Below are 25,878 nucleotides of genomic sequence, written 5' to 3'. Positions count from 1 at the left end.
GGCGGCGATGAGCAGGATGGTGATGATCGTGACCGACACCAGCTCCAGCACCAGCGACACACGCGCGCGAGAGCCGGATGCCGCGGATGGTGAACAGCGTCGCGAGGCCGCCCAGCACGATCGCCAGGGCGATGTACCAGCCGATGCCGCCCGCCGGAACGCCGAGCAGGATGAGGAACTGGTCGAAGTACTGCACGGCGCCGCCGAGGGAGCCGGCCGCGATGCCCCAGCTAGCCGATCACCAGTGTGACGCCGGCCAGGTAGGCGCCGGTCGGGCCGAGGCCCTTCGCGACGTAGGTGTACAGCGAGCCGGCCGAGGCGTGCTTCCGCGCGCGAACACGACGACGCAGTAGCCGACGCAGAGGATCACGATGGTGGCGAGGATGAACTGAGTAGATCGTCCCGTTGCCGGCGCCGACGAAGATCGACATCGCGGTGAACGCGATCACGGCGCTCGGCGCGATGTTCGCGATCGCCTGCGCGGGCCAGCTCGGGGCCGCTCATGACGTGCCGTGCCGGAGCCCGGCATCGGTGGGGGTGCTCGCCCGTGCTTGGAGTGGTTGACATGGCTCTCCAGTGAGTCGTTCGGGTGGGGCTAAGGGATGAGGAGGGTGCGGAGCACGGAGCCGGACTCGAGGTCCTCGAAGGCCTCCGCCGCTTCGGCGAGGGGTCGCCGGCCCGAGATCAGGGGGTCGAGCTTGAGCTGGCCGTCCATGTACCGGTCGACCAGCGCGGGGATGTCGATGTGAGGGGCGCACCGAGCCGTAGGTTGGAGCCGAGGATGCGCTGGTCGGCCTCAGCCAGCACCAGCGGCTCGAACGACGCCTTGGCTCCTGTCGGCGGCAGACCGACGATGACCGCGGCGCCGCCCAGGCCGAGCATCCGGATCGCCTGCTCGGTCGTGGATGGTGGCTCGATGGCGTCGAACGCGTAGTCGACACCGTCGGGGATGAGGTCGAAGAGCTGCTCCACCGCGTCCGCCTGTGACGCGTCGATGCGGTCGGTCGCCCCGAACTGCAGCGCCATCTGCGTCTTGTCGGCCAGCACGTCGATGGCGACGATGCGCTCGGCCCCGGCGAGCTTGGCGCCCTGCACGACATTGAGGCCGACGCCGCCGCAGCCGATCACCGCGACCGTCGAACCGGGCTCGACCGCCGCCGTGTTGAGCACCGCTCCGACGCCGGTCGCGACGGCGCAGCCGACGACGGCGATGATGTCGAGCGGTGCGTCGTCGCGCACCTTCACGGCGCCGGAGGCGGGGACGACGACCTCCTCGGCGAACGAGGAGACGCCGAGGTAGTGGTGCACGGGCTCGCCGTCGCGGGAGAGCCGCGAGGTGCCGTCGAACAGCACGCCCTTCGGCGCCACAATGGTGGCCACCTTCTGGCAGCGCGCCTCGTGCCCCGAGCGGCAGTAGCGGCAGTCGCCGCACGGCGGGACCCAGCTGAGGACGACGTGATCGCCGACCGCGAGTGACGTGACCCCCGCTCCGAGTTCGGTCACGATGCCGGAGCCCTCGTGCCCCATCACGAGCGGAGCCGGAGCATCCCACTCGCCGCGCTTGACGTGCAGGTCGGAGTGACAGACGCCGGCCGCCGCGATCTTCACGCGCACCTCACCCGGTCCGGGAGCGGCGAGCTCCACCTCCGTGAACTCGATGGCGGCGGATGGTGCGGTGAAGACGACGGCCTGCATGGGTACTCCTTCGTGTGCGGGTCTCGCTCGATGCTAGGAAGCGGTCCGGCGGCCTGTCATTCACCGAAACCGTGATCGCCCGGCCTGCTGTTCGACATTTCGTACACTGGCCTCGTGACCCGCGACATCGCCTCCATCGCCCGCTCCCTGGGCGGCCGCACCATCGAGGGGCGCCTGGATGCGGGCCTGCGGGTGGATGCCGTGGTCGCCCTCGACGACTTCTCCGTCGTCGGACATCCCTCCTTCGCCACACTGGTCGTCGCCAGCGCGAGAGCCGCGACGGCCGCGCTGGCCCCGGAGGCCGAGCGCCGCGAGGCCCTGCAGCAGGCGGTCATCGTGGCCCACGGCGAGGATGCACGGCTCCTCGCCGCACTCAAGCGCACCGGAACGACCGCAATCGTCGGCACCGAGGTGTCGGACGAGCTGCTCGGGCCCGTGCTCACCGCGCTCCTCGCGGTCGACCAGGCCGCAGAGGACCGCGCGGTCACCAGCGCCATGAAGGTGCTGACCCTGGCCGCGCGGCGGGGCGGCGTCTCCGGTGTGGTCGCGGAGCTCGCCCACCGCATCGACGGCTGGGTCGTGCTCCTCGACCGGCACGGGCAGGTCATCACCAGCGCTGGAGCCGGGGGCCTGCACGTGCAGGATGCGATGGCCGTCGCCCTCTCCCGGCCGGTCCGGGTTCGGCACCGCGCCCTCCAGGTGCACGTCGTCGGCTCGGGTGAGGACCTGTCCGCCCGTCTGGTGGTGAGCCCGCGCACCGAGTCCTCGAGCCGCGCCCGCGAGCTCGGCTCGCAGGCCGCCGCGCTGCTCGACCTCCTGCTCCGCACCGACGACCCCAGCCGGACCGGAGCGCCTCGGGCGTGCCCTGATGATCGACGCCCTGCTCGCCGGCGGTCCGGCCGCCGTGTCATTGCTGCGCAGGTGGGGCGTGCACGAGACCTCGCTCACCGCCTTCGCCCTCACCGCCCGGTCCGCCTCGGTGGAGGTCGAACGGCTGGTGTCGCACTGGCTCTGACGAGCTCGGCGCCGCCCACCTCCACACCGAGCGGTACGGCGTCGTCACCGGCTTCCTGCGCGACGACCAGGTGGATGCCGTGGCCGCGCGCGTGGAGGCGTACTCCTCCGCCGTCTTCCTCGGGCTCCGGGACGTCCGCGCCGACCGATGCGCTGGCTCCGAGCGCGGCGGAGGCCGGTCACGCCGTGGAGTCCGCCCGTGCGGAGGAAAGCGCGTCGTGCGCTACCGCGCCATCCCGACCATCTCGCTCGTGCTCGACCGCCTCGGCGAGAACGACACGCGGCGTGTCGCCCGGCTGCTCGACCCCTCCGCGACGAGACCGGACGGCACGGTGAGCTGACCGAGACGCTCCGGGTCTTCCTCGCCGAGAACGGTGCGTGGGGTGCGGCCGCCGAGCGCCTCGGCGTGCACCGCCAGAGCGCTGACCTCGCGCATCCACCGCATCGAGGGCTGGCCGGGCTTTCGCTCGCCGACGCTGACGACCGTACCGCGGCCTGGGCTCGCCCTGCGGGCGCTGCACGCCTGAGCGCTCAGCGCGTGACGTCGTCGCGCAGTACCGCGACCGGCGTGACGATGACCGTCTCCAGCCGGCTGACGACCTCCAGGTAGTCCGCCGTCCAGATGATCCGGACCGCGGTGACCATGTCGTCGGCGTCCTCCGCCCGGTCGACCACCGCCGCCGCGAGACGATGTGACCATCGTCGGGTCCGTGGGCACCGGCTGGGGAAGCGGCCCGAGGGCGACGAGCTGCTCCGCCATCCGCCGGTACCAGCTCTCGAGACCGGTCAGTGCGTCATCCAGCGCGCTCGGGCCTCCGCCGTGTGGCGGTCCGCGGCCGGCTGCCCGCCCCAGAGCTCTACGATCGCGTCGCTCGCCAGCCGCACTCCTGCCACTCCGGTCACCGAGGCGGAGACCTCGGCCAGCGGCCGCCGCTTCGCACCGCGCTCGGCGAGGTATGTGCGGAGCGCGTCGTCGAGCCGCCTGGACGCCGGCAGCCGCCCGCGTCGCCTGCGCCCGGGGCTCCGCCACGCCGTCGCGCTCGCCCACCCCGTAAGCCACAGCGGCCCGGAGGTACGCGATCCCCTCGCGGTACGCGTCGGCGGATCGCCCGGCGCAGCGAGCGGCGGCGGCGCCGCGCGGCCAGAACAGCACGCCCACGACCAGGCCGACGGCACAGCCGAGGGCGACATCCTCGATCCGGATGAGCCCGACCGTCCACCCGGTGGGCGCGATGATGTTGAAGAGCAGGACGAGAACGACCGTGAACGCGGCCTGCCCCGCGGCGAACGAGATCGCCGCCGGCGCGACCCCGGCGATCAGGATCGCGACCGGCAGGACCACCCAGAGCACCACCGGATTCGCGCCGATGACGAACAGGACGGCCGCGCCGAGGAGGACGCCGGCCACCGTGCCGAGCACGCCCCGCAGCACGGTCTGCCCGGTGCTCAGCGCGTTGGACCCGCAGCACCGAGAGCGTGCCCAGCACCACCCAGAAGGAGTGGTCCACGCCGGTGAGCTTGGCCAGCAGCACCGCCAGTCCGAGTGCGATCGCACCGCGGATGCTGTTGCGCAGCCAGACCGAGTTCCAGCCGACGAACGCGCTGGCGCGCTCGGCGGCCGCGGCGACCGGTCCGCTGAGGCCGCCCGGCTGACGGCCCAGCATCCGCTGCCACCACGACCTCCGCTCCGCCCGGGCCGTCAACGAGATGTTGCTGCCGACCGTCGTCACCGCGTAGGCGAGCTCCTGAGCCCGGAAGCCGGGGTCGAGGGACGTGAGCATCGCGTCGCTCGACCCGCCACCGCGTCCGCTCGTCGCCGGAGCCGTGAGCATTGCCGCCTCCACCTCGACGCGGGCGTCCGCCAGGCGGCCCAGCGCGGCATCCAGTGGCGCGGGATCTGCGCCATGCTGCGCCAGCACGACGGCACCGGTGTCCAGCACGTCGGCGGCAGCGCTCTTAACCGTCCACGCCGCCGCATGGGTCGGTCCGGGAATCACGGACGGCGCTCGGCCATAGCGGTCGAACTGGGTCATCACGGAGTCGAGCCAGATCAGCTCGTCGACCAGCCGCACGATGGTCCGCGCCGGAGTGCTCAGCCCGGTCGGCCGGTGCGCGCCGCCAGGAACGCCTCGTGGAGCACGGCCACGCCGGCGTCCGCCTCCGCGATCGTGCGGTCCCGCTCCGGCGGCCAGCGCCGGATCCCCTCCCTCGGACGTAGGCCGACTCGGCGCGAAGCCGTGCCGCGAGCGCGCGGATCGCATCCACCGCCGGCCCCCGCAGGCGTTCCCGCGCCGGGGCCGGCCACAGCACCGTCACGGCGACGATCGCGACGACCGCCGCGATCCCCCACCCGAGCAGCCGCGGGCCGAGGGATGCGGGGGTCCCAGGAAGCGTCACCGGCAGGATGAACGACAGCAGCAGGGAGGTGCTGGCCGACGCCGCGACCGAGCTGACCGATCCGGCGAACAGCACGACGAGGGCGACCACCGCCATCCCCACCGCCGACAGCCAGACCGGCTGTGCGGCGAGCGTGCCCAGCGTCACGAGCACGGCGCCGACGACGGCCAGCGCCACGAGCGCCTGCACCCGCTCGCGCAGCGGTCCGCCGAAGTCGACGAAGAGCAGCATCGCGAACGACCCGAACACCGAGAAGAACGCCACATCCGGGTTGCCGATCACCCGGCTGCCGAACGCGAACAGCAGCGGCATCACGATCGCGGCCCGGCCCGCGCGCCGCAGGGCGCTGAATCCCCGGGTCGTGTCTGCTCAGCCACTCCCTGACGCGCACTCGGCCCTCCTCGCGCTCACCCTATTGGGCCACGAGTTGCGAGGGAACACCCGCGGAGAAGGCCGCCGGAAACGACTCAGGCGCCCGATTTCTCGAGCGCCTGATGTGTCCGTGCGCGAGGGGGGACTTGAACCCCACGCCCTTGCGGGCACTGGCACCTGAAGCCAGCGCGTCTGCCAATTCCGCCACTCGCGCGAACCCAGGAACTTCAACACGACGTCCGGACCGTTCAGCGAATCGGGTCGTCCTCCCGCAGACTGATCTTCACCGGATAGCCAGGGGGTTTTCCGAGGGTTCCGACTAACATGCATGTAGTCATCGAGCCGGGAGCGGGAGACTGTGGGCATTCTGGACAACTTCGAGCGGGGGCTCGAGCGCGCGGTCAATGGCGCGTTCGCGAAGACCTTCCGCTCCGGGCTGCAGCCGGTCGAGCTCACCAGCGCTCTCCGCAAGGAGCTCGACACGAAAGCGGCCGTGGTCGCGCGCGACCGCGTGCTCGCGCCCAACCGGTTCGTGCTGCGCATGTCGAGGGCCGACTACACGCGGATGCGCTCCATGGGCGCGGCGCTCACCGACGAGCTGATCGACTTCGTGCAGAAGCACGCGGCGACCCAGCACTACCAATTCGCGGGCGGCATCTCCATCGAGCTCGAGGAGGACGCGGAGCTCACCGAGGGGATGCTGCAGGTCGAGTCCGAGAACGTGAAGGGCGACGTCGCCTGGACCCCGGTGCTCGACATCAACGGCACCCACTACCCGCTGGGCCACTCGCGCGACGGTCGTCGGCCGCGGCGCGGACGCGGACATCACCGTCGACGACACGGGCATCTCGCGCCGGCACGTCATGATCACCTGGGACGGGCACCGCGCCCAGGTGGAGGACCTCGGCTCCACCAACGGCACCAAGCTCGACGGCCAGCCGCTGCGCAAGGCCATCCTCGAGCCCGAGTCCGTCATCACGCTGGGCCGCACGCGCATCGTGTTCCGCGTGCTGCCCCAGGCGGCGCCCGGCGGAAGCGGAGCGGATGCGACGCGCCGCCACGACGTCGGCAACTTCTGGAGCCCCTCGTGAACCCCAGCGAGCTGACCCTGCTGGTGCTGCGGTTCGGCTTCCTGCTCCTGCTGTGGCTGTTCGTGTTCGGCATCGTCTACGCGCTGCGCACCGACCCGTTCGGGCAGCGCGTGCGCAAGCTTCCGGAGTCGCAGGCGGCGGCCCCCGCCTCCCCGTTCCCGGCGGCGAGCGCCCCCGCCCCGGTCCCCTCCCCGATGGCCGCGCCCGCCGGACCGACCGAGGACCGGTCGTGAAGCCGGCCCCGGTCTCCACCCTCCCCTCGGCGCGAACCGCGCGAGCGGGCACACCAACGCGAGCGTGCAGACCGCCCGACGCCTCGTCATCACGTCCGGGCCGCGCGCCGGGACCGAGCTCCCCCTCGGCCGCGACCCGATCACCGTCGGCCGCTCCAGCGAGTCGAACCTCGTCATCCGCGACGACTACACCTCCACCCACCACGCCCGCCTGCTCCTCTGGAACGACGAGTGGATGATCCAGGATCTCGACTCGACGAACGGCACGTTCTCGACGGCCGCCGCGTCACCGTCCCGACCCAGGTCCGCTCGACACGCCGATCAAGATCGGTACGACCACGTTCGAGCTGCGGCGGTAACCGGTGGCGGCGAACAAGGCGGCGGCGCTCTCCCACGTCGGGAAGATCCGCTCGAACAGCCAGGACTCCGGCTACGCCGGACGCCAGCTGTTCGTCGTCGCTCGACGGGATGGGCGGTCACGCGGGCGGCGACGTCGCCTCCGCCATCGCCGTCACCCGCATCCGCGAGGCCGACCGGGAGTGCGAGACGGCCGCCGAGGCGGAGTTCGCCCTGCAGTCCGTCTCTCCATCGCGGCGAACTCGCTGCTCGCCGAGACGAGGTGTTCGAGCATCCGGAACTGACGGGGATGGGCACCACCGTCAGCGCACTGGTGCGGGTCGGCGACCAGCTCGCCTTCGCCCACATCGGCGACTCGCGCATCTACCTGTTCCGGGACGGCGAGCTGAAGCAGGTCTCGACCGATCACACCTTCGTGCAGCGCCTGGTCGACAGCGGACGCATCACCGAGGAGGAGGCGATGGTGCATCCCCGCCGCTCCGTGCTGATGCGCGTGCTCGGCGACGTGGACGCCTCGCCCGAGATCGACACCTGGACGCTCGACACACGACCCGGCGACCGCTGGCTGATCTGCTCCGACGGCCTCAGCGGCGTGGTGAAGCACGACGACATGCTCGCTGCCCTGGCCTCCAAGGACGGCCCCAAGCAGGTGGCCGAGCGCCTCCTCAAGCAGAGCCTCGACGCGGGCGCCCCGGACAACGTGAGGCGGTGGTGCTCGACATCGGCGACACGGCACGCGGCGACATCATGAAGGAACCCGTCACCGTGGGCTCCGCCGCGTCGCCGCTGCAGTTCGGCGTCGAGCCGAAGCCGACCACGCGCGCGGCGCGCCTTCCCGGACTGCGGCTGCACCCCATCCGGCCGGCCACCGGCCCCACGCACTTCGAGCCGCAGTCGGAGGACTACCTCGACGAGCTCATCGAAGAGGATGCGCGCCGCGCCCGGCGCCGGCGCCTCACCTGGATGATCGGCCTGATCCTCCTCGTCGTCGCGATCGTGCTCGCCATCCTTCTTCGGGTACCAGTGGACGCAGTCCCGCTACTACGTGGGCGCGTCGCCTCGACGGCAAGGTCGCCATCTACCAGGGCGTCCAGCAGGGCATCGGGCCGATCGGGCTCTCGCACCTGTACGAGGAGACGACCCTCTCGGTGAACGACCTTCCCGGCATACGACAAGCAGCAAGTGGAGCAGACCATCAACGCCGACGACCTGCCGTCGGCCAAGACGATCGTGGAGCAGCTGAGCGATGCCCGCGGACAATAGGGCCACCGCGCCCCGCCAGACCAGGCCTCCCCGGACCGCCACCGGGCCGGTGGAAACGGCTGCGCCTGCCCGCGAAGCTGCGCAACCTCGAACTCTTCCTGCTCGTGATCGCCTGCGGGATCAACGCCGCCGCCATCGTCCTGGTGCAGCTGGGCGCCCTCGGCCACATCGATCTGACGCTGGTCTACTCTCGGCGCGGGTCTCCTCGGACGCTCGTCATCGCGATGCACATCGCGCTGCGGTTCGTCGCGCCCCAGGCCGACCTGTTCCTGCTGCCGATCGCGACCATCCTCACCGGGATCGGCATCGCCGAGATCTATCGCATCGACATCCATTTCAAGGACGCCGGGTGGGACAGCGCCGGCGTCAAGCAGATCGTGTGGAGCGCCATCGCCATCATCTGCGCGATCCTCGTCGTGGTGCTCATCCGCAACCACCGCATCCTGCAGCGCTACACCTTCCTCTTCGGCCTCGCGGCCTTGGTGCTGCTGCTCCTGCCGATGCTTCCCGGCATCGGCAAGGAGATCTACGGTGCGCGGGTGTGGATCGGCATCGGCCCGTTCAGCTTCCAGCCCGGCCGAGATCGCGAAGCTGTGCCTCGCGCCGTCTTCTTCGCCGGCTACCTGGTCCAGACGCGCGACTCGCTCTCCGTCGTCGGCCGCAAGTTCCTCGGCATCCGCTTCCCGCGCGCCCGCGACCTCGGCCCGCTGCTCGTCGTCTGGCTGATGGCCATGGCCGTGATCGTGTTCCAGCGCGACCTCGGCACCGGTCTGCTGATCTTCGGCCTGTTCCTGGTCATGCTGTACGTCGCGACCCTCCCGCATCAGCTGGGTGATCCTCGGCCTGCTGCTGATCGTCGGCGGTGCGGTGGCGGCGAGCCAGCTGCTGCCGTACGTGCACGACCGCTTCGCGAACTGGCTCACGCCCTTCTCGCAGAACGTGTACGACGCACAGGGCGGCAGCTTCCAGCTCGTGCAGGGCCTCTTCGGTCTCGCCCACGGCGGCCTGATCGGCACAGGGCTCGGCCAGGGCCAGCCGTGGATCACGCCCGCCCCGCAGAGCGACTACATCATCGCCAGCCTCGGCGAGGAGCTCGGCCTCGCCGGTCTGTTCGCCCTCTTCGCCCTCTACCTCGTGTTCGTGGCCCGTGGCCTGCGCATCGGATTCGCCGGGCAGGATGACTTCGGCAAGCTGCTCGCCGTGGGCCTCTCGTTCACCGTGGCGCTGCAGTGCTTCATCGTCATCGGCGGCGTCACCCGGGTCATCCCGCTGACCGGCCTCACGACGCCCTTCCTGGCAGCGGGCGGCTCGTCCCTCGTCGCCAACTGGATCATCGTGGCGCTGCTGCTGGCGGCTGTCCGACACCGTCCGCAATCAACCCTGGCTGGTGGTGAGTTGACATGAACTCGCGAGATCAAGCGCGTGAGCACCATCGTGCTGGGGATGTTCCCGGCGCTGCTCGTCTCCACGTCCATCCTGCAGGTGTTCTCGGCGGACACCCTCAACACGGATGCGCGGAACACGCGGGCGCTGAACGACAGCTACTCGGCGCAGCGCGGAGCCATCCTGGTGGCCGGGCAGCCGGTCGCCCAGTCGGTGCCGTCGAACGACGTCTACAAGTGGCAGCGCGTCTACAGCAACGGCCCGCTGTACTCGGCCGTCACCGGCTTCTTCCTGATCAACGGCGAGCCGACCGGACTCGAGGGCGCGCTCAACGCGAAGCTGAGCGGCTCCGCCAACTCGCAGTTCTTCGACCGCATAAACGCCATCCTCACCGGCAAGAACCCACAGGGTGCGACCGTCGAGACGACGATCGACCCGGTGGCGCAGCAGGCGGCGTGGGATGCGCTCGGCGACCAGCAGGGCGCCGTCGTGCTGCTCGCGCCCAAGACCGGCGGCAAGATCCTCGCGATGGTGTCGAAGCCGACATACGACCCGAACGTTCTCCGCGTCGCACGACGGCAAGGCGGTCGACGCCACCTACAACCAGCTCCTGTCCGCTCCCGGCGACCCCCTGATCTGCAACCGGACCATCGGCGGCAACCTGAACCCGCCGGGGTCGACCTTAAGCCCGTGATGAGCGCCTCCGCCTTCGGCACCGGCCAGTACACGAAGGACAGCCAGCTGCCCAACCCGGCGTCGCTGCCGCTGCCCGGGTCCGGCACGGTCGTGAAGAACGACTCCCTCACACACGTGCGGCCCCGGTGCCACGGTGTCGATCGCGACCGCGCAGATCCTCTCCTGCAACATCCCGTTCGCCGAGCTCGGGATGCAGCTGAAGCCCGGAGGTGATCAAGGACCAGGCCGACAAGTTCGGGTTCAACCAGTCGCTGACCATCCCGACCAAGGTCGAGAAGAGCGTCTACCCGCTCTACACCGACGCCGCCGAGCGCGCCCTCGGATCGTTCGGGCAGATGGACGACCGGGCGACTCCGCTGCAGATGGCGATGGTCTCGGCGGCGATCGCCAACGGCGGGACGCCGATGGCGCCGAACCTCGTGGAGTCCATCCGCTCGGCGGATCTGCAGACCGTGGAGAGCTTCCAGGCCACGGAGTTCTCGCGCCCGCTGAGCCAGCAGAACGCCGACACCATCAAGCAGATGATGGTCGACGGCGTCGATCACGGCGTGGCGAGCAATGCAAGAATAGGTGGGGTTCAGGTCGGCGGTAAGACCGGTACCGGCGCAGAACGGTGAGAACGACCCGTACACGCTGTGGTTCACCGGTTTCGCGCCGGCGAACGACCCGGAGTTCGCTGTGGCTGTAGTTGTCGAAAATGGCGGTGGACAGGGTCAGAGCGGCTCGGAGTAGCTCCATCGCCGCTGCCGATCGCGAGGAAAGTACTAGAGGCGGTGCTGAATAAATGAGACCCACAGCAGGGCTCACCTTCGGGGGACGTTACGAGCTGCAGTCGCGGATCGCTATCGGCGGCATGGGCGAGGTGCTGGCAGGCCACCGACCTCGTCATCGGCCGTACCGTCGCCATCAAGATCCTGAAGGACGAGTACCTCGGCGACCCGGGCTTCCTCGAGCGCTTCCGTGCGGAGGCGCGGCACGCCGCCCTCGTCAACCACGAGGGCATCGCCAACGTCTACGACTACGGCGAGGAGGACGGCAGCGCCTACCTCGTGATGGAGCTCGTCCCCGGCGAGGCGCTGTCGAGCATCCTGGAGCAGGAGCACGTCCTCAGCACCGACCGGACGCTCGACATCGTCGCGCAGACCGCCGCCGCCCTCCACGCCGCCCACGCCGCCGGTCTCGTCCACCGCGACATCAAGCCGGGCAACCTCCTGATCACTCCGGATGGGCGCGTCAAGATCACCGACTTCGGCATCGCCCGGATCGCCGACCAGGTGCCGCTGACCGCCACCGGCCAGGTCATGGGCACCGTGCAGTACCTCTCGCCGGAGCAGGCCTCCGGACACCCGGCCTCGCCGACGACCGACATCTACTCGCTCGGTATCGTCGCCTACGAGTGCCTGGCCGGGCGCCCGCCCGTTCACGGGCGAGTCGCAGGTCGCCATCGCCATGGCGCAGATCAACGAGGCGCCGCCGGAGCTCCCCGCGACCGTCGCGGAGCCGGTGCGCAACCTCGTCTTCGCGTGCATCGCGAAGAATCCCGCCGACCGCCCGGCGTCCGCCGCCTCACCTCGCCCGTGCCGCCCAGGCGCTGCGCCGCGGCGACGTGCGTGCGGCCGCGGCATCCGTCCCCGCCATCCTCGGCGGAGCCGCGGCGACCGATGCGGCGACGGTGCTCATGCCGTCGCCCGCCGCGGTGCCGACCCAGGCGACCACCGTGCTGCCCGCGACCGCGGTTGCGCCCGTCGTCGAGGAGGAGGCCGTCGCTCCCGGTCGAGGAGCGCAAGCGCAGCCGCTGGACATGGCCGCTGATCGCTCTGATCGCGCTCCTCGCGCTGGTGCTCATCAGCGGGATCATCGCCCTGGTCGCCCAGCCGAAGCCGGCCCCACCACCTCGCCGGTCGTGACTCCCACCACCCAGCCGTCCTCTCCGTCGCCCTCCCCGACGCCCACGAGCAACACCGTGCAGATCACCGAGAGCGACTTCCTCGGGCTCACCGCCGACCAGGCGCGCGACAAGCTGCAGCAGCTCGGGATGGTCGCCGACGTGGCGCAGGGCAACGCGGCCACCACGCAGGACCAGGCGAACAAGGTCTACTCGGTGAACCCCACCGGCCCGGTGCCGAAGGGCTCGACCATCGCCGTCAAGGTCTACGGACCGGTCGCCCCGATCCCCACGCCGACGGACACGGTCTCCGCGACTCCTCCGTCGGGTCAGGGCGCGCCGAACACGCAGATCAGCGTCAGCTTCGGCTCGGCCACCTGCCCCGCAGGTCAGAACCTCGTCGGCCGCCGGCTCTACGTGAACGGCCAGCCGCAGACGCCGGTCAACGACACCAAGATGGTGTGGTCGCCGAGCTCGACCGGCACGTACAAGCTGACCTACACGATCTTCTGCGGCGAGTCGGTCGAGTCGGGCCAGTCGCCCGCGCTCACCTACGAGGTCGTCACCGCCACGCCGACTCCGGGCGCCGGCGGCGGCACCGGCACGGGAGGCGGCGGCAACGGCAACGGCTGACCCGCGGCGGTCAGCCTCCGGCGGTTACTCAGCCGGGCCCCGCTACACTAACCGGAGTTCAGCACGCAGAAGGAGTCCGCATTGAGCCCAGATAGCCGCCTGCTCGCAGGCCGATATCAGGTGGGCGAACTCATCGGCCGGGGCGGCATGTCCGACGTGCACCGCGGCACCGACACACGCCTGGGCCGCACGGTCGCCATCAAGCTCCTGAAGCCGTCTCTGGCGACCGACCCCGCCTTCCGCACCCGCTTCCGTCAGGAGGCGCAGGCCGCCGCCCGCATGACGCATCCGACGATCGTGCGCGTCTTCGACGCGGGCGAGGAGACCGTGCGCGAGCCGAACGGCCACGAGGCGCAGCTGCCCTTCATCGTGATGGAGCACGTCGACGGCGTCCTCCTGAAAGACCTCATCAAGCGCGGGCCGCTCGGGGTGCAGGAGGCGGTGCGCATCACCGAGGGCATCCTCACCGCTCTCGAGTACTCACACCGAGCGGGCGTCGTGCACCGCGACATCAAGCCCGGCAACGTCATGATCACCAAGGCCGGTCAGGTCAAGGTGATGGACTTCGGCATCGCGCGCGCCATCAGCGATTCCTCGGCCACCGTCGCGCAAACGACCGCCGTGCTCGGCACGGCTCAGCTACTTCTCGCCGGAGCAGGCGAAGGGCGAGTCCGGTGGACGCGCGCACCGACCTGTACTCGACCGGCGTCGTGCTGTTCGAGATGCTCACCGGGCGTCCTCCGTTCCGCGGCGACACCCCGGTCGCCGTCGCGTACCAGCACGTCAGCGAGACGGCGGTCGCGCCCAGCACCGTGAACCCCAAGGTGTCCCCCGCGATGGATGTGGTGGTCGCCCGGGCTCTCGCGAAGGACCGCTTCGAGCGCTACCAGACGGTCGCGGAGTTCCGCGCCGACCTCGAGGAGGCCGCCGCCGGCCGCGTCCCGAAGCGCAAGCACGAGGACGAGTTCGCCGAGACCCTGTTCGGCGCTCCGCCGAGCTCCGTCTCCGGCCCGGAGGCGGCGTTCCGCCAGCTGGCCGAAGACCAGACCATGACCCGCACCCAGCGCCGGCCACCCGGTCATCTGGATCTGGGCCGGCATCGCCATCATGGCGGTCGTCATCGTGGCCGTCCTGGCCTGGGTGCTGCGGCTCGCTCCGAGCACGACGATGCCGGAGACCTCCCGCAAGGTGCCGAACCTCTCGGGCCAGACCCTCGACAAGGCGACCGCCGAGCTCGACGACATGAAGCTCAAGTGGGTGAAGACCACCGAATCGAGCCCCACCTACAACCAGGGGCAGGTGATCCGCACCGATCCGGGCGCCGGCATCGTCGTCGCGACCGGGGACACGATCACGGTCTACGTCTCCACCGGCAAGAAGACCGTCACCGTGCCGGATGTGCACAACATGACCGTGGATGCGGCCACCCAGGCGCTGCAGCAGGCGGGTCTCACCGTCGGCCCGACCACCTCCAGGAGAACTCGCCGAGTGTTCCGGCCAACGTCGTCATCTCCACCGACCCTGCGCCTAATGCGTCGGCGCACGAAGGCGACGCCATCGGCCTGCACGTGTCGAGCGGGAAGGTGACGCTCACCGATCTCACCGGGCAGACCATCCAGGCCGCCACGGGCATCCTGTCGCAGCTGGGGCTCACCGCGAACCCCGAGCCGGATGCGTCCTGCCCGCAGGACAAGGGCGCGACCATGGTGCACACCCAATCGGTGGCTCCGGGGGACGTGCCGCAGGGGACGACCGTCGACCTGACCTACTGCTCGGGCTGACGCACCGCGCCCGCTGAGCGCCCGGTCGGCTCCGGTCAGCCCAGCTTCACCAACGGGTTGAGGGTGCGGGACGCCTCGGCGGCTCCCGCCAGGCCCGCGACCTCGAGCCAGTTGCCGAGCATGCGGTATCCGCCCTCGGTGAGCACCGACTCGGGGTGGAACTGCACGCCGTAGATCGGCGCCTCCCGGTGCTGCAGCGCCATGATCACGCCGCCGGCCGTGCGAGCGGTCACGTGCAGGTCGTCCGGCAGCGTACCGTCGACGACCGCGAGCGAGTGGTACCGCGTCGCGGTGAACGGCTGGGCCACGCCCTCGAAGAGCGGGCTGTCGTCGTGGCCGACCTGCGAGGTCTTGCCGTGCATCAGCTCCTCCGCGTTCGTCACCACGCCGCCGAAGGCCTCGGCGATCGCCTGGTGGCCGAGGCAGAACGCCCAGCAGCGGCTGCCCGGTCGACAGCGCCTGCTCGACCGCCGGAATGGAGACCCCGGCGTCGGCGGGCTTGCCCGGCCCGGGCGAGATGAGCACCGCGTCGTACTCGGCGAGCTTCGCGGGAAGGTCCTCCACCGCGATGTCGTCGTTGCGCACGACCTCCGTCTCGGCTCCGAGCTCGCGCAGGTAACCGTTCAGCGTGTAGACGAAGCTGTCGTAGTTGTCGATGACGAGTACGCGGGTCACGGCCCCACGGTACCTTCCTGCGGCCCGAGGAGCGAATCCACCCAGGGGAACACCCAGGTCACCAGCGCGAACAGTGCGACGGCGATCAGCGCCAGAAGGATGAGGAGGCGCAGCCACCACGGACCGGGCAGCACCCGCCACAGAGCTCCGTACACGGTCAGCCTCCCTGTCCGACCGCCGCGGCGATCTCGCTCGGAACGTCCTGCGGCGGCGCGAACGACTGGAACACGCTGTAGGCGATCAGCCGCTCCCCGGCGTGGAACGGCGGGTTGCAGGTGGTGATCGTCATGAACCGATCGACCGGTGTCGCGGCCGGCTGCCGCGGCACGGGCAACAGCACGCCGACCGCCGAAGGCTGCACGTACTCGAAATTGCGGAACGTGTACGTGTACCAGCCGTCCTTCGTCTGCACGTAGATGCGGTCGCCGATGTGGAGCTTCGACAGGTCGATGAACGTATTGCCCCATCCCGAGTCATGACCGGCCACCGCGAAGTTGCCGACCTGACCCGGCATCTGCGTGTCGATGTAGTGGCCGACCCCGGCGGTGTAGCTGTTGAGGACGCGTTCGGTGTCGACCGTCTGCCGGATCGTGCGCTTCCAGTCGGCGCCGAGGCGCGGCACGTAGACCACCGCGAACGGCTCGTACGGAGCAGGCTTCGCGAGCACCGGCGGATCGACCTGCGCGGTCGTGGTGCCCGGCGCCGGCTTGGGCGCCTTCATCGCGTCGTCGATCCACTTCTGACTCTGCTGCGCGGCCGCCGTGGTCTGCTGGCCCGCCATGACGAGGTTGTTCCACCAGATCTGCCACCCCAGGAAGAGGAGCACCAGGATGCCCGCGGTGATGAGGAGCTCGCCGGCCACGCCGAGCACCGTCGGACGCCGATGCGGCCGGCGTGGCCGGCGCATGCGAGGCTCCGAGGTGGTCATGTGCCACATTCTAGAGACGGCTCGCTGGGAAACGGCACGGCGTACGCGGCCGCCTCCCCTGTTCGGGGGCCTCAGGAAGCGTCCGAGCTTCCCCGCTAGACTGGGGTGCTATGGCACGCAGCAAGTCGAAGACGAAACCCGAGCGACCCGCCCGCGCAGACCGCACCGCAGCGGCATCCGGAGAAGAGGCCCCGAACCCGGTGTGGTTCAAGCCGCTCATGTTCGGCTTCATGCTGCTCGGCCTCATCTGGATCATCGTGTTCTACGTGAGCCAGAACCAGTACCCGATTCCGGCGCTCGGCGCCTGGAACATCCTCGTGGGCTTCGGCATCGCCTTCATCGGGTTCCTCATGACGACGCGCTGGCGATAGCGCACCGCACCCTCCGTGCCTCGAGCCCGGGTCGGCACCAGCCGGCCCGGGCTTCGTGTTCTCCACAGTTCTCCACAGGCACCCTGTGAACAGTTGTCGCGCGTTCGCCTGCGCTTTCCCCAGTGTTAATAAGACTGTGGAGAGTTACAGCCGTGTAATTACCCACAATGTTAATAAGCCTGTGGATAACTTATCCACCCGGTGTGGGGAACTACACGAAGAAGTGGATGAGGCTCAACGCCACCAACACCACGCTCAGCAGGGCGAGGAGCGGAAGCTGCCAGCGGCGGCGCTGCGGCTGTCGCGTCTCGACGTAGATCAGCCCGACCAGCAGGCCGCCGACCAGGCCGCCCACGTGCGCCTGCCAGGCGATGTTGAACCCGGGCAGGAACCCGATTCCCAGGTTGATGGCCAGCAGCACCAGCATCTGCGTCGCGTTGCCGCCCAGCCGGCGCTGGATGATGAAGAAGGCCCCGAACATCCCGAAGATCGCCCCCGAGGCCCCGAGCACCGGCTGCACCGGCGACGACAGGAGCAGCACCCCCAGGGAGCCGGCGAATCCGCTGATGACGAAGAGGGCCAGGTAGCGGACACGGCCCAGCAGCGGCTCCAGCGCCATCCCGAACACCCACAGCGTGTACATGTTCAGGGCGATGTGGATGATGTTGGCGTGCGCGAAGACGCTGGTCAGCATCCGCCACGGCTCGAACCCGACGCCGAATGTCCCGCTCGGGTACGAGAAGGCACCCGCGTAGACGAGGGAGGGCGTGATCGGGACACCGAGCAGCGGCCCCAGATTCTGAAGAATGAACACGACCACGCACAGCGCGATGATCGAGTACGTGACGACCGGCGCTCCTGAGCCCGTCAGCCGGGTGACCCAGGCGGGCTTGGTGCGCGGGTGGGTCGCCTTCTGCTGCGCCATGCACTCGGGGCACACGACGCCGACGGCACCGGGCGTCTGGCACTCACCGCAGATCGTGCGGCCGCACCGCTGGCAGAGCACGTAGCTCTCGCGGTCGGGATGGCGATAACAGTAGTTCGCGCGCGCGTCGACGGGCTGAGTCATCTCGTGTGCTCGCCCGCCCTTCCTCAGACCTGCTCGATGTCGATGGACTCGATGACGACGTCGTCCAGCGGCCGGTCACGGGCATCCGTCGGGACCTCGGCCAGCTTGTCGACGATCTTGCGCGACGCGTCGTCGGCGACCTCGCCGAAGATGGTGTGCTTGCCCTGCAGCCAGGTGGTCGGCGCGACGGTGATGAAGAACTGCGAGCCGTTGGTGCCGCGTCCGCCCTGGATGCCGGCGTTCGCCATCGCGAGGATGTACGGCTGCGTGAAGTCGAGCTCCGGGTTGATCTCGTCGTCGAACTGGTAGCCCGGGCCGCCGACCCCCTGACCGAGGGGGTCGCCGCCCTGGATCATGAAGCCGGGGATGATGCGGTGGAAGACGACACCGTCGTAGAGGGAGCCGTGGACTTCTCGCCGGTGGCGGGATGCGTCCACTCGATCTCGCCCGTCGCCAGGCCCACGAAATTACGCACCGTCTTCGGCGCGTGATTGCCGAAGAGGTTGACCTTGATGTCTCCGTAGTTAGTGTGGAGCGTGGCGACAGCGGTGTGCTTAGACATGGCACCAATTCTTGCACAGGGCGTATAGAGGACTTGGGCGGGCTCGGCAGCTCTCGGGCCATCCCCAGCCCTTTCGGTGGCAAGATGGAGTCAGTCGCCACCCCGACTTCGACGGAGGAACAGATGAGCCTGACACGGAAGCGCAAGAAGGAGCTCAAGCGACTGCGCAGCGGAGCGGAGGACCTGTGGGGTCAGCAGCAGGAGGTGCTGGCCAAGGCCAACGCTCTCGCTGCCGAGGCACGCAAGCAGGCGGGCTACTACACGCGCGAGGAGGTCGTGCCCCGCGTCCGTGGCGGCTACGACCAGTACGTGCGTCCGGCCACCGACACGGCGAAGGCCACGGCCAGCCGTTACGCGGGGCAGGCGCGCGAGCGCGTCGTGGCGGATGTCATCCCCGCCGTCGGCACGGCGGTCGGCACCGCGCTGTCGATGGTCGACCACGCTCGCGCCGCACGCGCTGCCGCGTTCGCCGGCGACTTCAAGCGGGCCGGCCAGGAGTTCACCAAGAAGGCGAAGGTCGTTCAGAAGAAGTCCGGCCCCGGTGCGGGCAGCGTCATCGCCATCGGGCTCGGCCTCATCGCCGCGGTCGGCCTGCTCTATGCGGTGTGGCAGACCTTCCGCGCGGACGACGAGCTGTGGGTCGCCGACGAGGAGCCCACCACGCCGACCACGCCGGCGACGGACCCGGCGCAGCAGGCCTGACCTCTCGCTTCCGCGCGCTGGCCGCATTGCGGCCGGTGAGCGTCACGTGACGACGCGGGTCTAGTCCGGGGCGCGCAGACCGGCCATCGTCAGCGCGATGTCGACGAGTTCGACGCGACGGTTCGGCATGCTCGAAAGCGGGAACCATGCCGCTTCGTCCGTGGTGCCGTCGAGCTCGTTCGCGAGCGACCCGCCGGTCACGGTCGCCCGGTACACGATCCGGAGCGCATGCAGCGGACCGGCGTCGCTCACGAACCGATGCTCCGCCGGGATCACCTTCGAGTCGATGCCGAGCAGCGCTCCGGCCTCGGCGGCACTAACCCGTCTCCTCGGCGATCTCGCGCACGACCGCGTCGGCCGGGTCCTCGCCCGGATCGATGCCGCCGCCGGGAAGCGTCCACCCGGAGTGGCCGCTCTCGTTCCAGTGCGCGAGCAGGATGCGGTCGGCGTCGATGATGAGACCGTACGCGGCGACTCTGATATCCACCGCCTCACCCTACTGCCGATGTCGGCGGTCGGGGGCAGACTAGGGGTGATGCCCGAACTGCCGGAAGTCACCGCCCTCGCCGCCGACCTCGATGGCCGGCTGAAGGGTCGTGTCATCGACCGGCTGAGCATCGTCGCCTTCTCGGCGCTCAAGACGTTCGACCCGCCGGTGGATGCGCTGCACGGCCTCACCATCGGCGGCGTGAGCCGCCACGGCAAGTTCCTCGACATCGCGGCGGGCGACCTCCACATCGTGGTGCACCTGGCGCGTGCGGGATGGATCCGCTGGCGCGGCACCCCCCGCCACCGCCCACCGGCCGGCTGGGCAAGGGCCCGCTGGCCGCGCGCCTCGTGCTCGATGACGGTTCCGGCCTCGACATCACGGAGGCGGGCACGAAGAAGAGCCTCGCGGTCTACGTGGTGCACGATCCTTCCGACGTTCCCGGCATCCAGCGCCTCGGTCCCGACCCCCTCGATGCCGCCTTCACCGAGGAGGCTTTCGCCGACATCCTGAAGGCTCAAGGCCGCGCCCAGATCAAGGGCGTCCTGCGCAACCAGTCACTGATCGCCGGCATCGGCAACGCCTACTCCGACGAGATCCTCCACGTCGCCAAGATGTCGCCGTACAAGCCGGCGAACATGGCTCCGGAAGACGTCTCCCGACTGTACGACGCGATGCAGTCGACACTGCGCCAGGCGCTCGCCCGCGCCGACGGACTCGCCGCCTCCGAACTCAAGAGCGAGAAGAAGTCGAACCTGCGGGTGCACGGCCGGACGGGCGAACCATGCCCGGTCTGCGGGGACACCATCCGCCAGGTCATCTTCCACGACTCGACGTTCCAGTACTGCCCGACCTGCCAGACCGGCGGCAAGCCGCTCGCCGACCGCGTGCTGTCCCGCCTCCTGGAAGTAGCGGTCAGCAGTCGCAGTCGATGCCGGCCCCCACTCCCACCGGAGCGGTCAGCTCGTCCGGCTCCCGCACGATCGGGCATTGATCGTCGACGACCGGCAGACCCTCACGGGCCCAGTACTCGAAGCCGCCGATCATCTCACGAACCTCGTAGCCCAGCAGGCTGAACGCCAGCGCGGCGCGCGTGGAACCGTTGCAGCCCGGACCCCAGCAGTAGACCACGACCGGCGTGCCCGCCGGGATCAGCTCAGCGGACCGCTCCCCGATGTCGGCCGTCGGCAGATGGATCGCACCCTCGATGCGCCCCTGGCGCCACGCCGTCTCTCCGCGGCTGTCGACGAGCACCATGCGCTCCCCGGCATCCCTGGCCGCCTTGACGTCCGAGGGGTCGGTCTCGAATCGCAGCTTGGCGGCGAAGTGGCGGGTGGCTTCCGAAGGGTTCGTCATGCCTTCGAGACTAGGAAATCCGGCTGCCCGAGTGAACGGACGATCCACGGCGTTCGGCGCATCGCACCGTCGATCGCGTGGCAGAATCGCCGCATGGCCGTGACTTTCCCATTCGTCGCCGACAGTGTCGACCGCGCCCTGCTGGCGGAGTTGCAGCGTGACGGCCGCCAGTCCGTCGCCGAACTCGCCCGCACGGTCCACATGTCGAACAGTGCTGTGGCCGAACGCATCCGCCGGCTGGAGGAGGCGGGCGTCATCGCGGGATACCGCGCCGTCGTCGATCCTGGACCGCCTCGGGTACGGGATCCTCGCCTTCCTGCGCCTCCGCTACCCGAGCAGCCAGTACAAGCCGTTGCACGACCTGCTCGCCGACATCCCGGAGGTGGTGGAGGCGCACCACGTGACCGGGGACGACTGCTTCATCCTGAAGGTGGTCGCCACATCCATGCGGCACCTGGAGCAGGTCAGCGGCCGGGTCGGAACGCTCGGCAGCGTGACGACGAGCGTCTCGTACTCGAGTCCGTTCCCTGACGCGGCCCATCGTGCCGCCCCAGATATAGAGGACAGACCCTTTGGGCTGGAATTCAGAGATGTGGAAGTATGGGCACGGGCGCTAAGCTCCCCCGCTCGAATATTCCCGACCGAATGTTCTCGTGAGCGAAAGGAACCCGGTTCCGCTGCCTGTGATTATTCGGTTTGAAGACTCGTTCTTCCTCGTCGGGTCGGCGACTGAGGGGAGCAGTCATGTCAAACGCCAAGTCACGCCGCATTCGTCTGCGTCAGTGGGCAGTTCTGGAGCCCTATGCCAGCGCCCAGAGATACATTTCAGGCATCTCTTCGCGTAGCCCAATAGTGGACAGGGCGTCTGAAAGTCAGATACGGCTCGAAGGCGAGATCTTTTCCCGAATGGGATACATCCACGAGCCTCGTAATCTGACGTCGGCCCACGACTTCTTCGTCATCAACCGCATAGTGCCCCTTCCCAACTCGCTAATCGTTCAGCTTGACCCTTCGTCAGATACTTCCAAGCTGAACTTCTCACTTCTTCCTACGTGGGAGCGTGGGTCCGATGCGATGGAAAACGGCGTGCGAGGGCTGCGCCATATCGTTGATCACCGCCAGGGTGCAGTTCACTTTCACGTCCCTGGCGAGCATGCGCGCGTGACATTTCAAGGCATCGATACACGAGCCTTCATCAATGCACGAGAGGAGTGGATTCGAAGCGGATTCGGCCAAACAGTTGACAGCGACTCAGGGCTTACTCCTGAAGAAATGAACACTGGTTGGGGCGACCGCAAGGCTGGACCGGTCGCAAGTGCGTTTATCCGCCGATCTGGATTGCTCCAGTTGCTGGAACCGAAGTGGATTGACTGCTGGAGTTCGCTCCATCGCTTCAGCGTTGAAGTTTCGATTCGGGACGACGCGTTCGACAACGTCGAGATGATTATCGACCAGATCACGTCGAGAGCGTTCTCACCTAGATTGGAACGCCTGCCGGTGCAACCAACTAGCTCGTACTATCACCCGCTGCTTCTTGAGGGGACTGACCTTGAACTTGACCTCCGGATCACCACGCTATGAACCACAAACACCGACGAAGCAGGTCCCCACACAGGCTATCCGAAGCGTCTATCGTCGCAATCGTCATCGCGGTCGTCGGCGCGTCAGCCCAGATTCTGTCGGCGCTCCTCGCGCGGCCGTGACCAGCTTCGGGAGAGTGAATGAGTGTGGAGCCTAGGAGATTCGAACTCCTGACATCCTGCTTGCAAAGCAGGCGCTCTACCAACTGAGCTAAGGCCCCGATCGGAGTCTGTGTTGCTGAGAACACAGTGGTGGGGATACGAGGACTTGAACCTCGGACCTCTTCGTTATCAGCGAAGCGCTCTAACCGCCTGAGCTATATCCCCGAATGGGCAGATACGAGACTACCCGATCTGCCCAGGCACTGCGAAATCGGTCAGTTGTTGGTGAAGCCGACCAGCAAACCGCCCGTGATCTTCACCGAGAGGTTGTACAGCAGGGCGAAGACGGCGCCGAGCGCGGTCACCACGACGATGTCCAGGATGGCCACGATGAGCGAGAAGCCCATCACCTGACCGAGGCCCAGGATCGAGCGGAGGTCGCTCCCGCCGGCGCCCGAGATGTCCTTGAACAGGCTGTTCACCTGATCGAAGATGCCGGTGCGGTCGAGCACGGTCCAGACCAGGAAGGTGCCGACGATCGCGATGATCGCCAGGCAGACGCCTGCGAGGAACGACAGCTTCACGGTCGACCAGAAGTCGATGTAGACCAGCTTCAGCCGCACCTGCTTCGAGGATGCGGGTCGACGGGACGACTTCTTGGCGAGCTTGTCGGCGACGCTACTGCTCATCTACGGTTTCATCCTTCCCGACCGACTCGGCATCCTCCGCGAGAGTGGTGGATTCGAGATCGCGTTCGGTGTTCTTCGCCAGTGCGATGATCTTGTCGGACTCGGCGAAACGTGCAAAGACGACACCCATGGTGTCACGGCCCTTGGCAGGTACCTCGGCCACGGCAGAGCGTACCACCTTGCCGCTGGCAAGAACCACAAGGACCTCGTCGTCCTCGCCCACGATCAGCGCACCCACCAGGTCGCCGCGGTCGTCGTGCAGCTTGGCCACCTTGATGCCCAGACCGCCGCGATTCTGCAGGCGGTACTGGTCTGCGGCTGTGCGCTTCGCATATCCGCCCTCGGTGACCACGAACACATATCCCTCGTCGGAGACGACGGAGGCGTCGAGCAGCCGGTCGTCACCGCGGAAGTGCATTCCGATGACGCCGGAGGTGGAGCGGCCCATCGGCCGCAGCGCCTCATCGGATGCGGTGAAGCGGATCGACATGCCCTTGCGCGAGACAAGCAGCAGGTCGGAGTCCTCCTCGACCAGCAGGGCGGAGACCAGCTCGTCGCCCTCGCGCAGCTTGATCGCGATGATGCCGCCCGTGCGGTTGGTGTCGTACTCCGAGAGCGCGGTCTTCTTGATCAGTCCGTCGCGCGTGGCGAGCACCAGGTACTTCGCGGTCTCGTAGTCGCGGATGTCGAGGATCTCGGCGATCTGCTCATCCGGCTGCAGGGCGAGCAGGTTGGCGACGTGCTGACCCTTGGCGTCGCGGCCGGCCTCCTGCACCTCGTAGGTCTTCGCGCGATAGACGCGGCCCTGGTTCGTGAAGAAGAGCAGCCAGTGGTGCGTCGTCGTCACGAAGAAGTGGTCCACCACATCCTCACCGCGGAGCTGAGCGCCCTTGACGCCCTTACCCCCGCGGTGCTGGCTGCGGTAGTTGTCGCTGCGTGTGCGCTTGATGTACCCGCCGCGCGTCACGGTGACCACCATCTCCTCTTCGGGGATGAGGTCCTCCATGCTCATGTCGCCGTCGTAGCCGAACATGATCTCGGTGCGGCGGTCGTCGCCGAACCGGTCCACGATCTCGGTCAGCTCCTCGCTGACGATCGAGCGCTGCCGGGCCGGGTTCTCGAGGATCGCGTGATACTCCGCGATCTGCTTCTCGATGGCCTCCGCCTCTTCGATGATCTTCTGACGCTCGAGCGCGGCCAGGCGGCGCAGCTGCATCGCGAGGATGGCGTCCGCCTGCACCTCGTCGACCTCGAGCAACCCCTTCAGGCCCTCGCGTGCGTCGTCGACCGTGGGCGACCGGCGGATGAGCGCGATGACCTCGTCGAGCGCATCCAGCGCCTTGAGGTAGCCGCGCAGGATGTGCGCGCGCTCCTCCGCCTTGCGGAGACGGAAGCGGGTGCGCCGCACGATGACGTCGATCTGGTGGTCGACCCACGCGGTGATGAAGCCGTCGAGCGACAGGGTGCGAGGCACATTGTCGACGATCGCGAGCATGTTCGCGCCGAAGTTCTCCTGCAGCTGCGTGTGCTTGTACAGGTTGTTCAGCACGACCTTGGCGACGGCGTCCCGCTTCAGGACGATCACAAGGCGCTGACCGGTGCGGCCGGAGGTCTCGTCGCGGATGTCCGCGATGCCGCCGATCCGGCCCTCCTTGACGAGGTCCGCGATCTTGATCGCCAGGTTGTCGGGGTTCACCTGGTACGGCAGTTCGGTGACGACGAGGCAGACCCGGCCCTGGATCTCCTCGATGTTCACGACCGCGCGCATGGTGATCGAACCGCGCCCGGTGCGGTACGCATCATGGATGCCCTTGGTACCGAGGATCTGCGCGCCGGTCGGGAAGTCCGGTCCCTTGATGCGCTTGATCAGCTCCTCGAGCAGCTCCTCGCGCGGGGCGTCCGGGTGCTCCAGGTGCCAGAGCGCGCCGGCGGCGACCTCGCGGAGGTTGTGCGGCGGGATGTTCGTCGCCATGCCGACCGCGATGCCGACCGAGCCGTTGACCAGCAGGTTCGGGAAGCGGCTGGGCAGAACGGCGGGCTCCTGCGTGCGGCCGTCGTAGTTGTCGACGAAGTCGACGGTCTCCTCGTCGATGTCGCGCACCATCTCGAGCGCGAGCGGGGCCATCTTGGTCTCGGTGTATCGCGGGGCCGCGGCGCCGTCGTTGCCGGGAGAACCGAAGTTGCCCTGGCCGAGGGCGAGCGGGTAGCGGAGGCTCCACGGCTGCACGAGACGGACGAGCGCGTCATAGATGGCGGTGTCACCGTGGGGGTGGAACTGACCCATCACGTCGCCGACGACGCGGGCGCACTTCGAGAAGGCCTTGTCGGGGCGGTAGCCGCCGTCGAACATCGCGTAGATCACGCGGCGGTGCACCGGCTTCAGGCCGTCGCGCACCTCGGGCAGCGCACGCCCGATGATGACCGACATGGCGTAGTCGAGGTACGACCGCTGCATCTCCGACTGCAGGTCGACCTGGTCGATCCTGCCGTGGATGCCGAAGCCGGCTCCGTCGCCCGACACGTTCTCTTCGTCCGTCACAGTCTTCTCTTCCTGTCA

The 25,878-nt window shown here is 68.8% G+C and carries 24 protein-coding genes, 3 tRNA genes and 12 pseudogenes; 21 read left to right on the top strand and 18 right to left on the bottom strand.

Going from position 1 to position 25,878, the window contains the following annotated elements:
• The first annotated feature begins 16 nt into the window (after positions 1-16).
• The gene (locus tag ACRAWC_RS23830; protein WP_431349823.1) at positions 17-250 is read left to right on the top strand and encodes a hypothetical protein; all 234 of its coding nucleotides are present in this window, start codon (positions 17-19) and stop codon (positions 248-250) included.
• Here the strand turns inward: ACRAWC_RS23830 and ACRAWC_RS23825 are convergent.
• Positions 231-449 carry a hypothetical protein gene (locus ACRAWC_RS23825; protein WP_431349822.1) on the bottom strand — a complete coding sequence of 73 codons (219 nt, stop codon included), beginning with the start codon at positions 447-449 and terminating at the stop codon, positions 231-233. The two genes, ACRAWC_RS23830 and ACRAWC_RS23825, sit on opposite strands and share 20 nt — an antisense overlap.
• A 235-nt stretch (positions 450-684) precedes the next feature.
• On the bottom strand, positions 685-1,695 hold the full coding sequence (locus ACRAWC_RS23820) for an alcohol dehydrogenase catalytic domain-containing protein (protein ID WP_431349821.1): 1,011 nt from the start codon (positions 1,693-1,695) through the stop codon (positions 685-687).
• Positions 1,696-1,809: 114 nt separating this feature from the next.
• On the opposite strand from ACRAWC_RS23820, the gene ACRAWC_RS23815 reads away from it, so the two are divergent.
• Together ACRAWC_RS23815 and ACRAWC_RS23810 are read left to right on the top strand one after the other, a co-directional pair.
• Entirely contained in the window at positions 1,810-3,045 is a 1,236-nt protein-coding gene (locus ACRAWC_RS23815; RefSeq protein ID WP_431349820.1) for a PucR family transcriptional regulator, read from the top strand.
• A 1-nt stretch (position 3,046) separates the two neighbouring features.
• Positions 3,047-3,145: pseudogene (locus ACRAWC_RS23810) on the top strand (helix-turn-helix domain-containing protein); the annotation flags it as partial.
• Between the two features lie 95 nt (positions 3,146-3,240).
• Here ACRAWC_RS23810 and ACRAWC_RS23805 read toward each other — a convergent pair.
• The 3 genes and pseudogenes from ACRAWC_RS23805 to ACRAWC_RS23795 all read right to left on the bottom strand — a co-directional run.
• Positions 3,241-3,384: a hypothetical protein gene (locus tag ACRAWC_RS23805; RefSeq protein ID WP_431350018.1), complete on the bottom strand. Its 144-nt coding sequence runs from the start codon at positions 3,382-3,384 to the stop codon at positions 3,241-3,243.
• A gap of 111 nt (positions 3,385-3,495) precedes the next feature.
• Complete coding sequence (locus ACRAWC_RS23800; protein WP_431350017.1) at positions 3,496-3,900, bottom strand: hypothetical protein; 405 nt, start codon at positions 3,898-3,900, stop codon at positions 3,496-3,498.
• A gap of 25 nt (positions 3,901-3,925) precedes the next feature.
• Positions 3,926-4,117 (bottom strand): annotated as a pseudogene (locus tag ACRAWC_RS23795) (hypothetical protein); the annotation flags it as partial.
• Positions 4,118-4,185: 68 nt separating this feature from the next.
• On the opposite strand from ACRAWC_RS23795, the gene ACRAWC_RS23790 reads away from it, so the two are divergent.
• A complete protein-coding gene (locus ACRAWC_RS23790; RefSeq protein ID WP_431349819.1) occupies positions 4,186-4,362 on the top strand; it encodes a hypothetical protein in 177 nt (58 codons plus the stop codon).
• Positions 4,363-4,665: 303 nt separating this feature from the next.
• Here ACRAWC_RS23790 and ACRAWC_RS23785 read toward each other — a convergent pair whose 3' ends face one another.
• Both ACRAWC_RS23785 and ACRAWC_RS23780 read right to left on the bottom strand, forming a co-directional pair.
• Positions 4,666-5,421 carry a hypothetical protein gene (locus tag ACRAWC_RS23785; protein WP_431349818.1) on the bottom strand — a complete coding sequence of 252 codons (756 nt, stop codon included), beginning with the start codon at positions 5,419-5,421 and terminating at the stop codon, positions 4,666-4,668.
• A gap of 188 nt (positions 5,422-5,609) precedes the next feature.
• Positions 5,610-5,692, bottom strand: a tRNA-Leu gene (locus ACRAWC_RS23780).
• A gap of 144 nt (positions 5,693-5,836) precedes the next feature.
• Here ACRAWC_RS23780 and ACRAWC_RS23775 point away from each other — a divergent pair.
• From ACRAWC_RS23775 to pknB, 11 genes and pseudogenes are all read left to right on the top strand, one after another.
• Positions 5,837-6,569: pseudogene (locus tag ACRAWC_RS23775) on the top strand (FhaA domain-containing protein).
• Positions 6,566-6,802 (top strand): hypothetical protein, encoded by a 237-nt coding sequence (locus tag ACRAWC_RS23770; protein WP_431349817.1) that lies wholly within the window; start codon positions 6,566-6,568, stop codon positions 6,800-6,802. Before ACRAWC_RS23775 ends, ACRAWC_RS23770 begins: the two are co-directional and overlap by 4 nt.
• Before the next feature lie 64 nt (positions 6,803-6,866).
• Positions 6,867-7,022, top strand: a pseudogene (locus tag ACRAWC_RS23765) (FHA domain-containing protein); the annotation flags it as partial.
• A gap of 399 nt (positions 7,023-7,421) precedes the next feature.
• Positions 7,422-7,910: a PP2C family protein-serine/threonine phosphatase gene (locus ACRAWC_RS23760; RefSeq protein ID WP_431349984.1), complete on the top strand. Its 489-nt coding sequence runs from the start codon at positions 7,422-7,424 to the stop codon at positions 7,908-7,910.
• 736 nt (positions 7,911-8,646) lie between these two features.
• A pseudogene (locus ACRAWC_RS23755) lies at positions 8,647-9,183 on the top strand (FtsW/RodA/SpoVE family cell cycle protein); the annotation flags it as partial.
• A 70-nt stretch (positions 9,184-9,253) separates the two neighbouring features.
• Entirely contained in the window at positions 9,254-9,826 is a 573-nt protein-coding gene (locus ACRAWC_RS23750) for an FtsW/RodA/SpoVE family cell cycle protein (protein WP_431349816.1), read from the top strand.
• Between the two features lie 18 nt (positions 9,827-9,844).
• Positions 9,845-10,714 carry a hypothetical protein gene (locus tag ACRAWC_RS23745; protein WP_431349815.1) on the top strand — a complete coding sequence of 290 codons (870 nt, stop codon included), beginning with the start codon at positions 9,845-9,847 and terminating at the stop codon, positions 10,712-10,714.
• Entirely contained in the window at positions 10,711-11,118 is a 408-nt protein-coding gene (locus ACRAWC_RS23740; protein ID WP_431349814.1) for a penicillin-binding transpeptidase domain-containing protein, read from the top strand. The genes ACRAWC_RS23745 and ACRAWC_RS23740 overlap by 4 nt, the downstream gene beginning before the upstream one ends.
• Positions 11,072-11,233 (top strand): penicillin-binding transpeptidase domain-containing protein, encoded by a 162-nt coding sequence (locus ACRAWC_RS23735; protein ID WP_431349813.1) that lies wholly within the window; start codon positions 11,072-11,074, stop codon positions 11,231-11,233. The genes ACRAWC_RS23740 and ACRAWC_RS23735 overlap by 47 nt, the downstream gene beginning before the upstream one ends.
• Positions 11,234-11,285: 52 nt before the next feature.
• Positions 11,286-13,019, top strand: a pseudogene (locus tag ACRAWC_RS23730) (serine/threonine protein kinase).
• Between the two features lie 120 nt (positions 13,020-13,139).
• Positions 13,140-14,800 (top strand): annotated as a pseudogene (gene pknB / locus ACRAWC_RS23725) (Stk1 family PASTA domain-containing Ser/Thr kinase).
• Positions 14,801-14,835: 35 nt separating this feature from the next.
• On the opposite strand, the pseudogene ACRAWC_RS23720 reads toward pknB, so the two are convergent.
• From ACRAWC_RS23720 to ACRAWC_RS23710, 3 genes and pseudogenes are all read right to left on the bottom strand, one after another.
• A pseudogene (locus ACRAWC_RS23720) lies at positions 14,836-15,475 on the bottom strand (anthranilate synthase component II).
• Positions 15,472-15,630 (bottom strand): hypothetical protein, encoded by a 159-nt coding sequence (locus ACRAWC_RS23715; RefSeq protein ID WP_431219596.1) that lies wholly within the window; start codon positions 15,628-15,630, stop codon positions 15,472-15,474. The pseudogene ACRAWC_RS23720 and the gene ACRAWC_RS23715 overlap by 4 nt, the downstream one beginning before the upstream one ends.
• A gap of 2 nt (positions 15,631-15,632) precedes the next feature.
• Positions 15,633-16,403 carry a class E sortase gene (locus tag ACRAWC_RS23710; protein WP_431246147.1) on the bottom strand — a complete coding sequence of 257 codons (771 nt, stop codon included), beginning with the start codon at positions 16,401-16,403 and terminating at the stop codon, positions 15,633-15,635.
• 110 nt (positions 16,404-16,513) lie between these two features.
• Between ACRAWC_RS23710 and ACRAWC_RS23705 the strand changes: the two genes are divergently transcribed.
• Positions 16,514-16,774: a cell division protein CrgA gene (locus ACRAWC_RS23705; protein WP_431219594.1), complete on the top strand. Its 261-nt coding sequence runs from the start codon at positions 16,514-16,516 to the stop codon at positions 16,772-16,774.
• Positions 16,775-16,985: 211 nt separating this feature from the next.
• On the opposite strand, the gene ACRAWC_RS23700 is transcribed toward ACRAWC_RS23705, so the two are convergent.
• On the bottom strand, positions 16,986-17,843 hold the full coding sequence (locus ACRAWC_RS23700) for a rhomboid family intramembrane serine protease (protein WP_431246146.1): 858 nt from the start codon (positions 17,841-17,843) through the stop codon (positions 16,986-16,988).
• Positions 17,844-17,866: 23 nt separating this feature from the next.
• Positions 17,867-18,405: pseudogene (locus ACRAWC_RS23695) on the bottom strand (peptidylprolyl isomerase).
• Positions 18,406-18,528: 123 nt separating this feature from the next.
• Here ACRAWC_RS23695 and ACRAWC_RS23690 point away from each other — a divergent pair.
• Complete coding sequence (locus ACRAWC_RS23690; protein WP_431219591.1) at positions 18,529-19,107, top strand: hypothetical protein; 579 nt, start codon at positions 18,529-18,531, stop codon at positions 19,105-19,107.
• A 60-nt stretch (positions 19,108-19,167) separates the two neighbouring features.
• On the opposite strand, the pseudogene ACRAWC_RS23685 reads toward ACRAWC_RS23690, so the two are convergent.
• Positions 19,168-19,594: pseudogene (locus ACRAWC_RS23685) on the bottom strand (NUDIX hydrolase).
• A 48-nt stretch (positions 19,595-19,642) separates the two neighbouring features.
• On the opposite strand from ACRAWC_RS23685, the pseudogene ACRAWC_RS23680 reads away from it, so the two are divergent.
• A pseudogene (locus ACRAWC_RS23680) lies at positions 19,643-20,502 on the top strand (Fpg/Nei family DNA glycosylase); the annotation flags it as partial.
• A 7-nt stretch (positions 20,503-20,509) separates the two neighbouring features.
• Here the strand turns inward: ACRAWC_RS23680 and ACRAWC_RS23675 are convergent.
• Positions 20,510-20,950, bottom strand: a complete 441-nt coding sequence (locus tag ACRAWC_RS23675) for a rhodanese-like domain-containing protein (RefSeq protein WP_431246143.1) — start codon at positions 20,948-20,950, stop codon at positions 20,510-20,512.
• A 93-nt stretch (positions 20,951-21,043) separates the two neighbouring features.
• On the opposite strand from ACRAWC_RS23675, the pseudogene ACRAWC_RS23670 reads away from it, so the two are divergent.
• From ACRAWC_RS23670 to ACRAWC_RS23660, 3 genes and pseudogenes are all read left to right on the top strand, one after another.
• Positions 21,044-21,154 (top strand): annotated as a pseudogene (locus ACRAWC_RS23670) (AsnC family protein); the annotation flags it as partial.
• Entirely contained in the window at positions 21,108-21,650 is a 543-nt protein-coding gene (locus ACRAWC_RS23665; RefSeq protein WP_431349812.1) for an Lrp/AsnC family transcriptional regulator, read from the top strand. The pseudogene ACRAWC_RS23670 and the gene ACRAWC_RS23665, both read left to right, overlap by 47 nt.
• A gap of 44 nt (positions 21,651-21,694) precedes the next feature.
• Positions 21,695-22,531: a hypothetical protein gene (locus ACRAWC_RS23660; protein ID WP_431246141.1), complete on the top strand. Its 837-nt coding sequence runs from the start codon at positions 21,695-21,697 to the stop codon at positions 22,529-22,531.
• A 147-nt stretch (positions 22,532-22,678) separates the two neighbouring features.
• On the opposite strand, the gene ACRAWC_RS23655 is transcribed toward ACRAWC_RS23660, so the two are convergent.
• The 4 genes from ACRAWC_RS23655 to gyrA all read right to left on the bottom strand — a co-directional run bounded on the left by ACRAWC_RS23655 (position 22,679) and on the right by gyrA (position 25,860).
• Positions 22,679-22,751, bottom strand: a tRNA-Ala gene (locus ACRAWC_RS23655).
• 29 nt (positions 22,752-22,780) lie between these two features.
• A tRNA-Ile gene (locus ACRAWC_RS23650) sits at positions 22,781-22,857 on the bottom strand.
• Between the two features lie 50 nt (positions 22,858-22,907).
• Positions 22,908-23,321, bottom strand: a complete 414-nt coding sequence (locus tag ACRAWC_RS23645; protein ID WP_431219585.1) for a DUF3566 domain-containing protein — start codon at positions 23,319-23,321, stop codon at positions 22,908-22,910.
• Positions 23,311-25,860, bottom strand: coding sequence for a DNA gyrase subunit A (gene gyrA, locus ACRAWC_RS23640; RefSeq protein WP_431246140.1), 2,550 nt, complete (start codon positions 25,858-25,860; stop codon positions 23,311-23,313). The genes ACRAWC_RS23645 and gyrA overlap by 11 nt, the downstream gene beginning before the upstream one ends.
• Positions 25,861-25,878 lie beyond the last annotated feature (18 nt).

Source organism: Leifsonia sp. L25, from assembly GCF_050632895.1.
Note: the sequence above shows the minus strand (reverse complement) of the source record. Positions and strands in the feature narration are given on the sequence as shown.

What these genes read in the sequence shown, in the direction of transcription:
- ACRAWC_RS23830 (WP_431349823.1), top strand. Translation starts at nt 17, where the DNA reads ATGGTGATGATCGTGACCGACACCAGCTCCAGCACCAGCGACACACGC.
- ACRAWC_RS23820 (WP_431349821.1), bottom strand. Translation starts at nt 1,695, where the DNA reads ATGCAGGCCGTCGTCTTCACCGCACCATCCGCCGCCATCGAGTTCACG.
- ACRAWC_RS23800 (WP_431350017.1), bottom strand. Translation starts at nt 3,900, where the DNA reads ATGTCGCCCTCGGCTGTGCCGTCGGCCTGGTCGTGGGCGTGCTGTTCT.
- ACRAWC_RS23710 (WP_431246147.1), bottom strand. Translation starts at nt 16,403, where the DNA reads ATGACCACCTCGGAGCCTCGCATGCGCCGGCCACGCCGGCCGCATCGG.
- ACRAWC_RS23705 (WP_431219594.1), top strand. Translation starts at nt 16,514, where the DNA reads ATGGCACGCAGCAAGTCGAAGACGAAACCCGAGCGACCCGCCCGCGCA.
- ACRAWC_RS23700 (WP_431246146.1), bottom strand. Translation starts at nt 17,843, where the DNA reads ATGACTCAGCCCGTCGACGCGCGCGCGAACTACTGTTATCGCCATCCC.
- ACRAWC_RS23690 (WP_431219591.1), top strand. Translation starts at nt 18,529, where the DNA reads ATGAGCCTGACACGGAAGCGCAAGAAGGAGCTCAAGCGACTGCGCAGC.
- ACRAWC_RS23675 (WP_431246143.1), bottom strand. Translation starts at nt 20,950, where the DNA reads ATGACGAACCCTTCGGAAGCCACCCGCCACTTCGCCGCCAAGCTGCGA.
- ACRAWC_RS23660 (WP_431246141.1), top strand. Translation starts at nt 21,695, where the DNA reads ATGTCAAACGCCAAGTCACGCCGCATTCGTCTGCGTCAGTGGGCAGTT.
- ACRAWC_RS23645 (WP_431219585.1), bottom strand. Translation starts at nt 23,321, where the DNA reads ATGAGCAGTAGCGTCGCCGACAAGCTCGCCAAGAAGTCGTCCCGTCGA.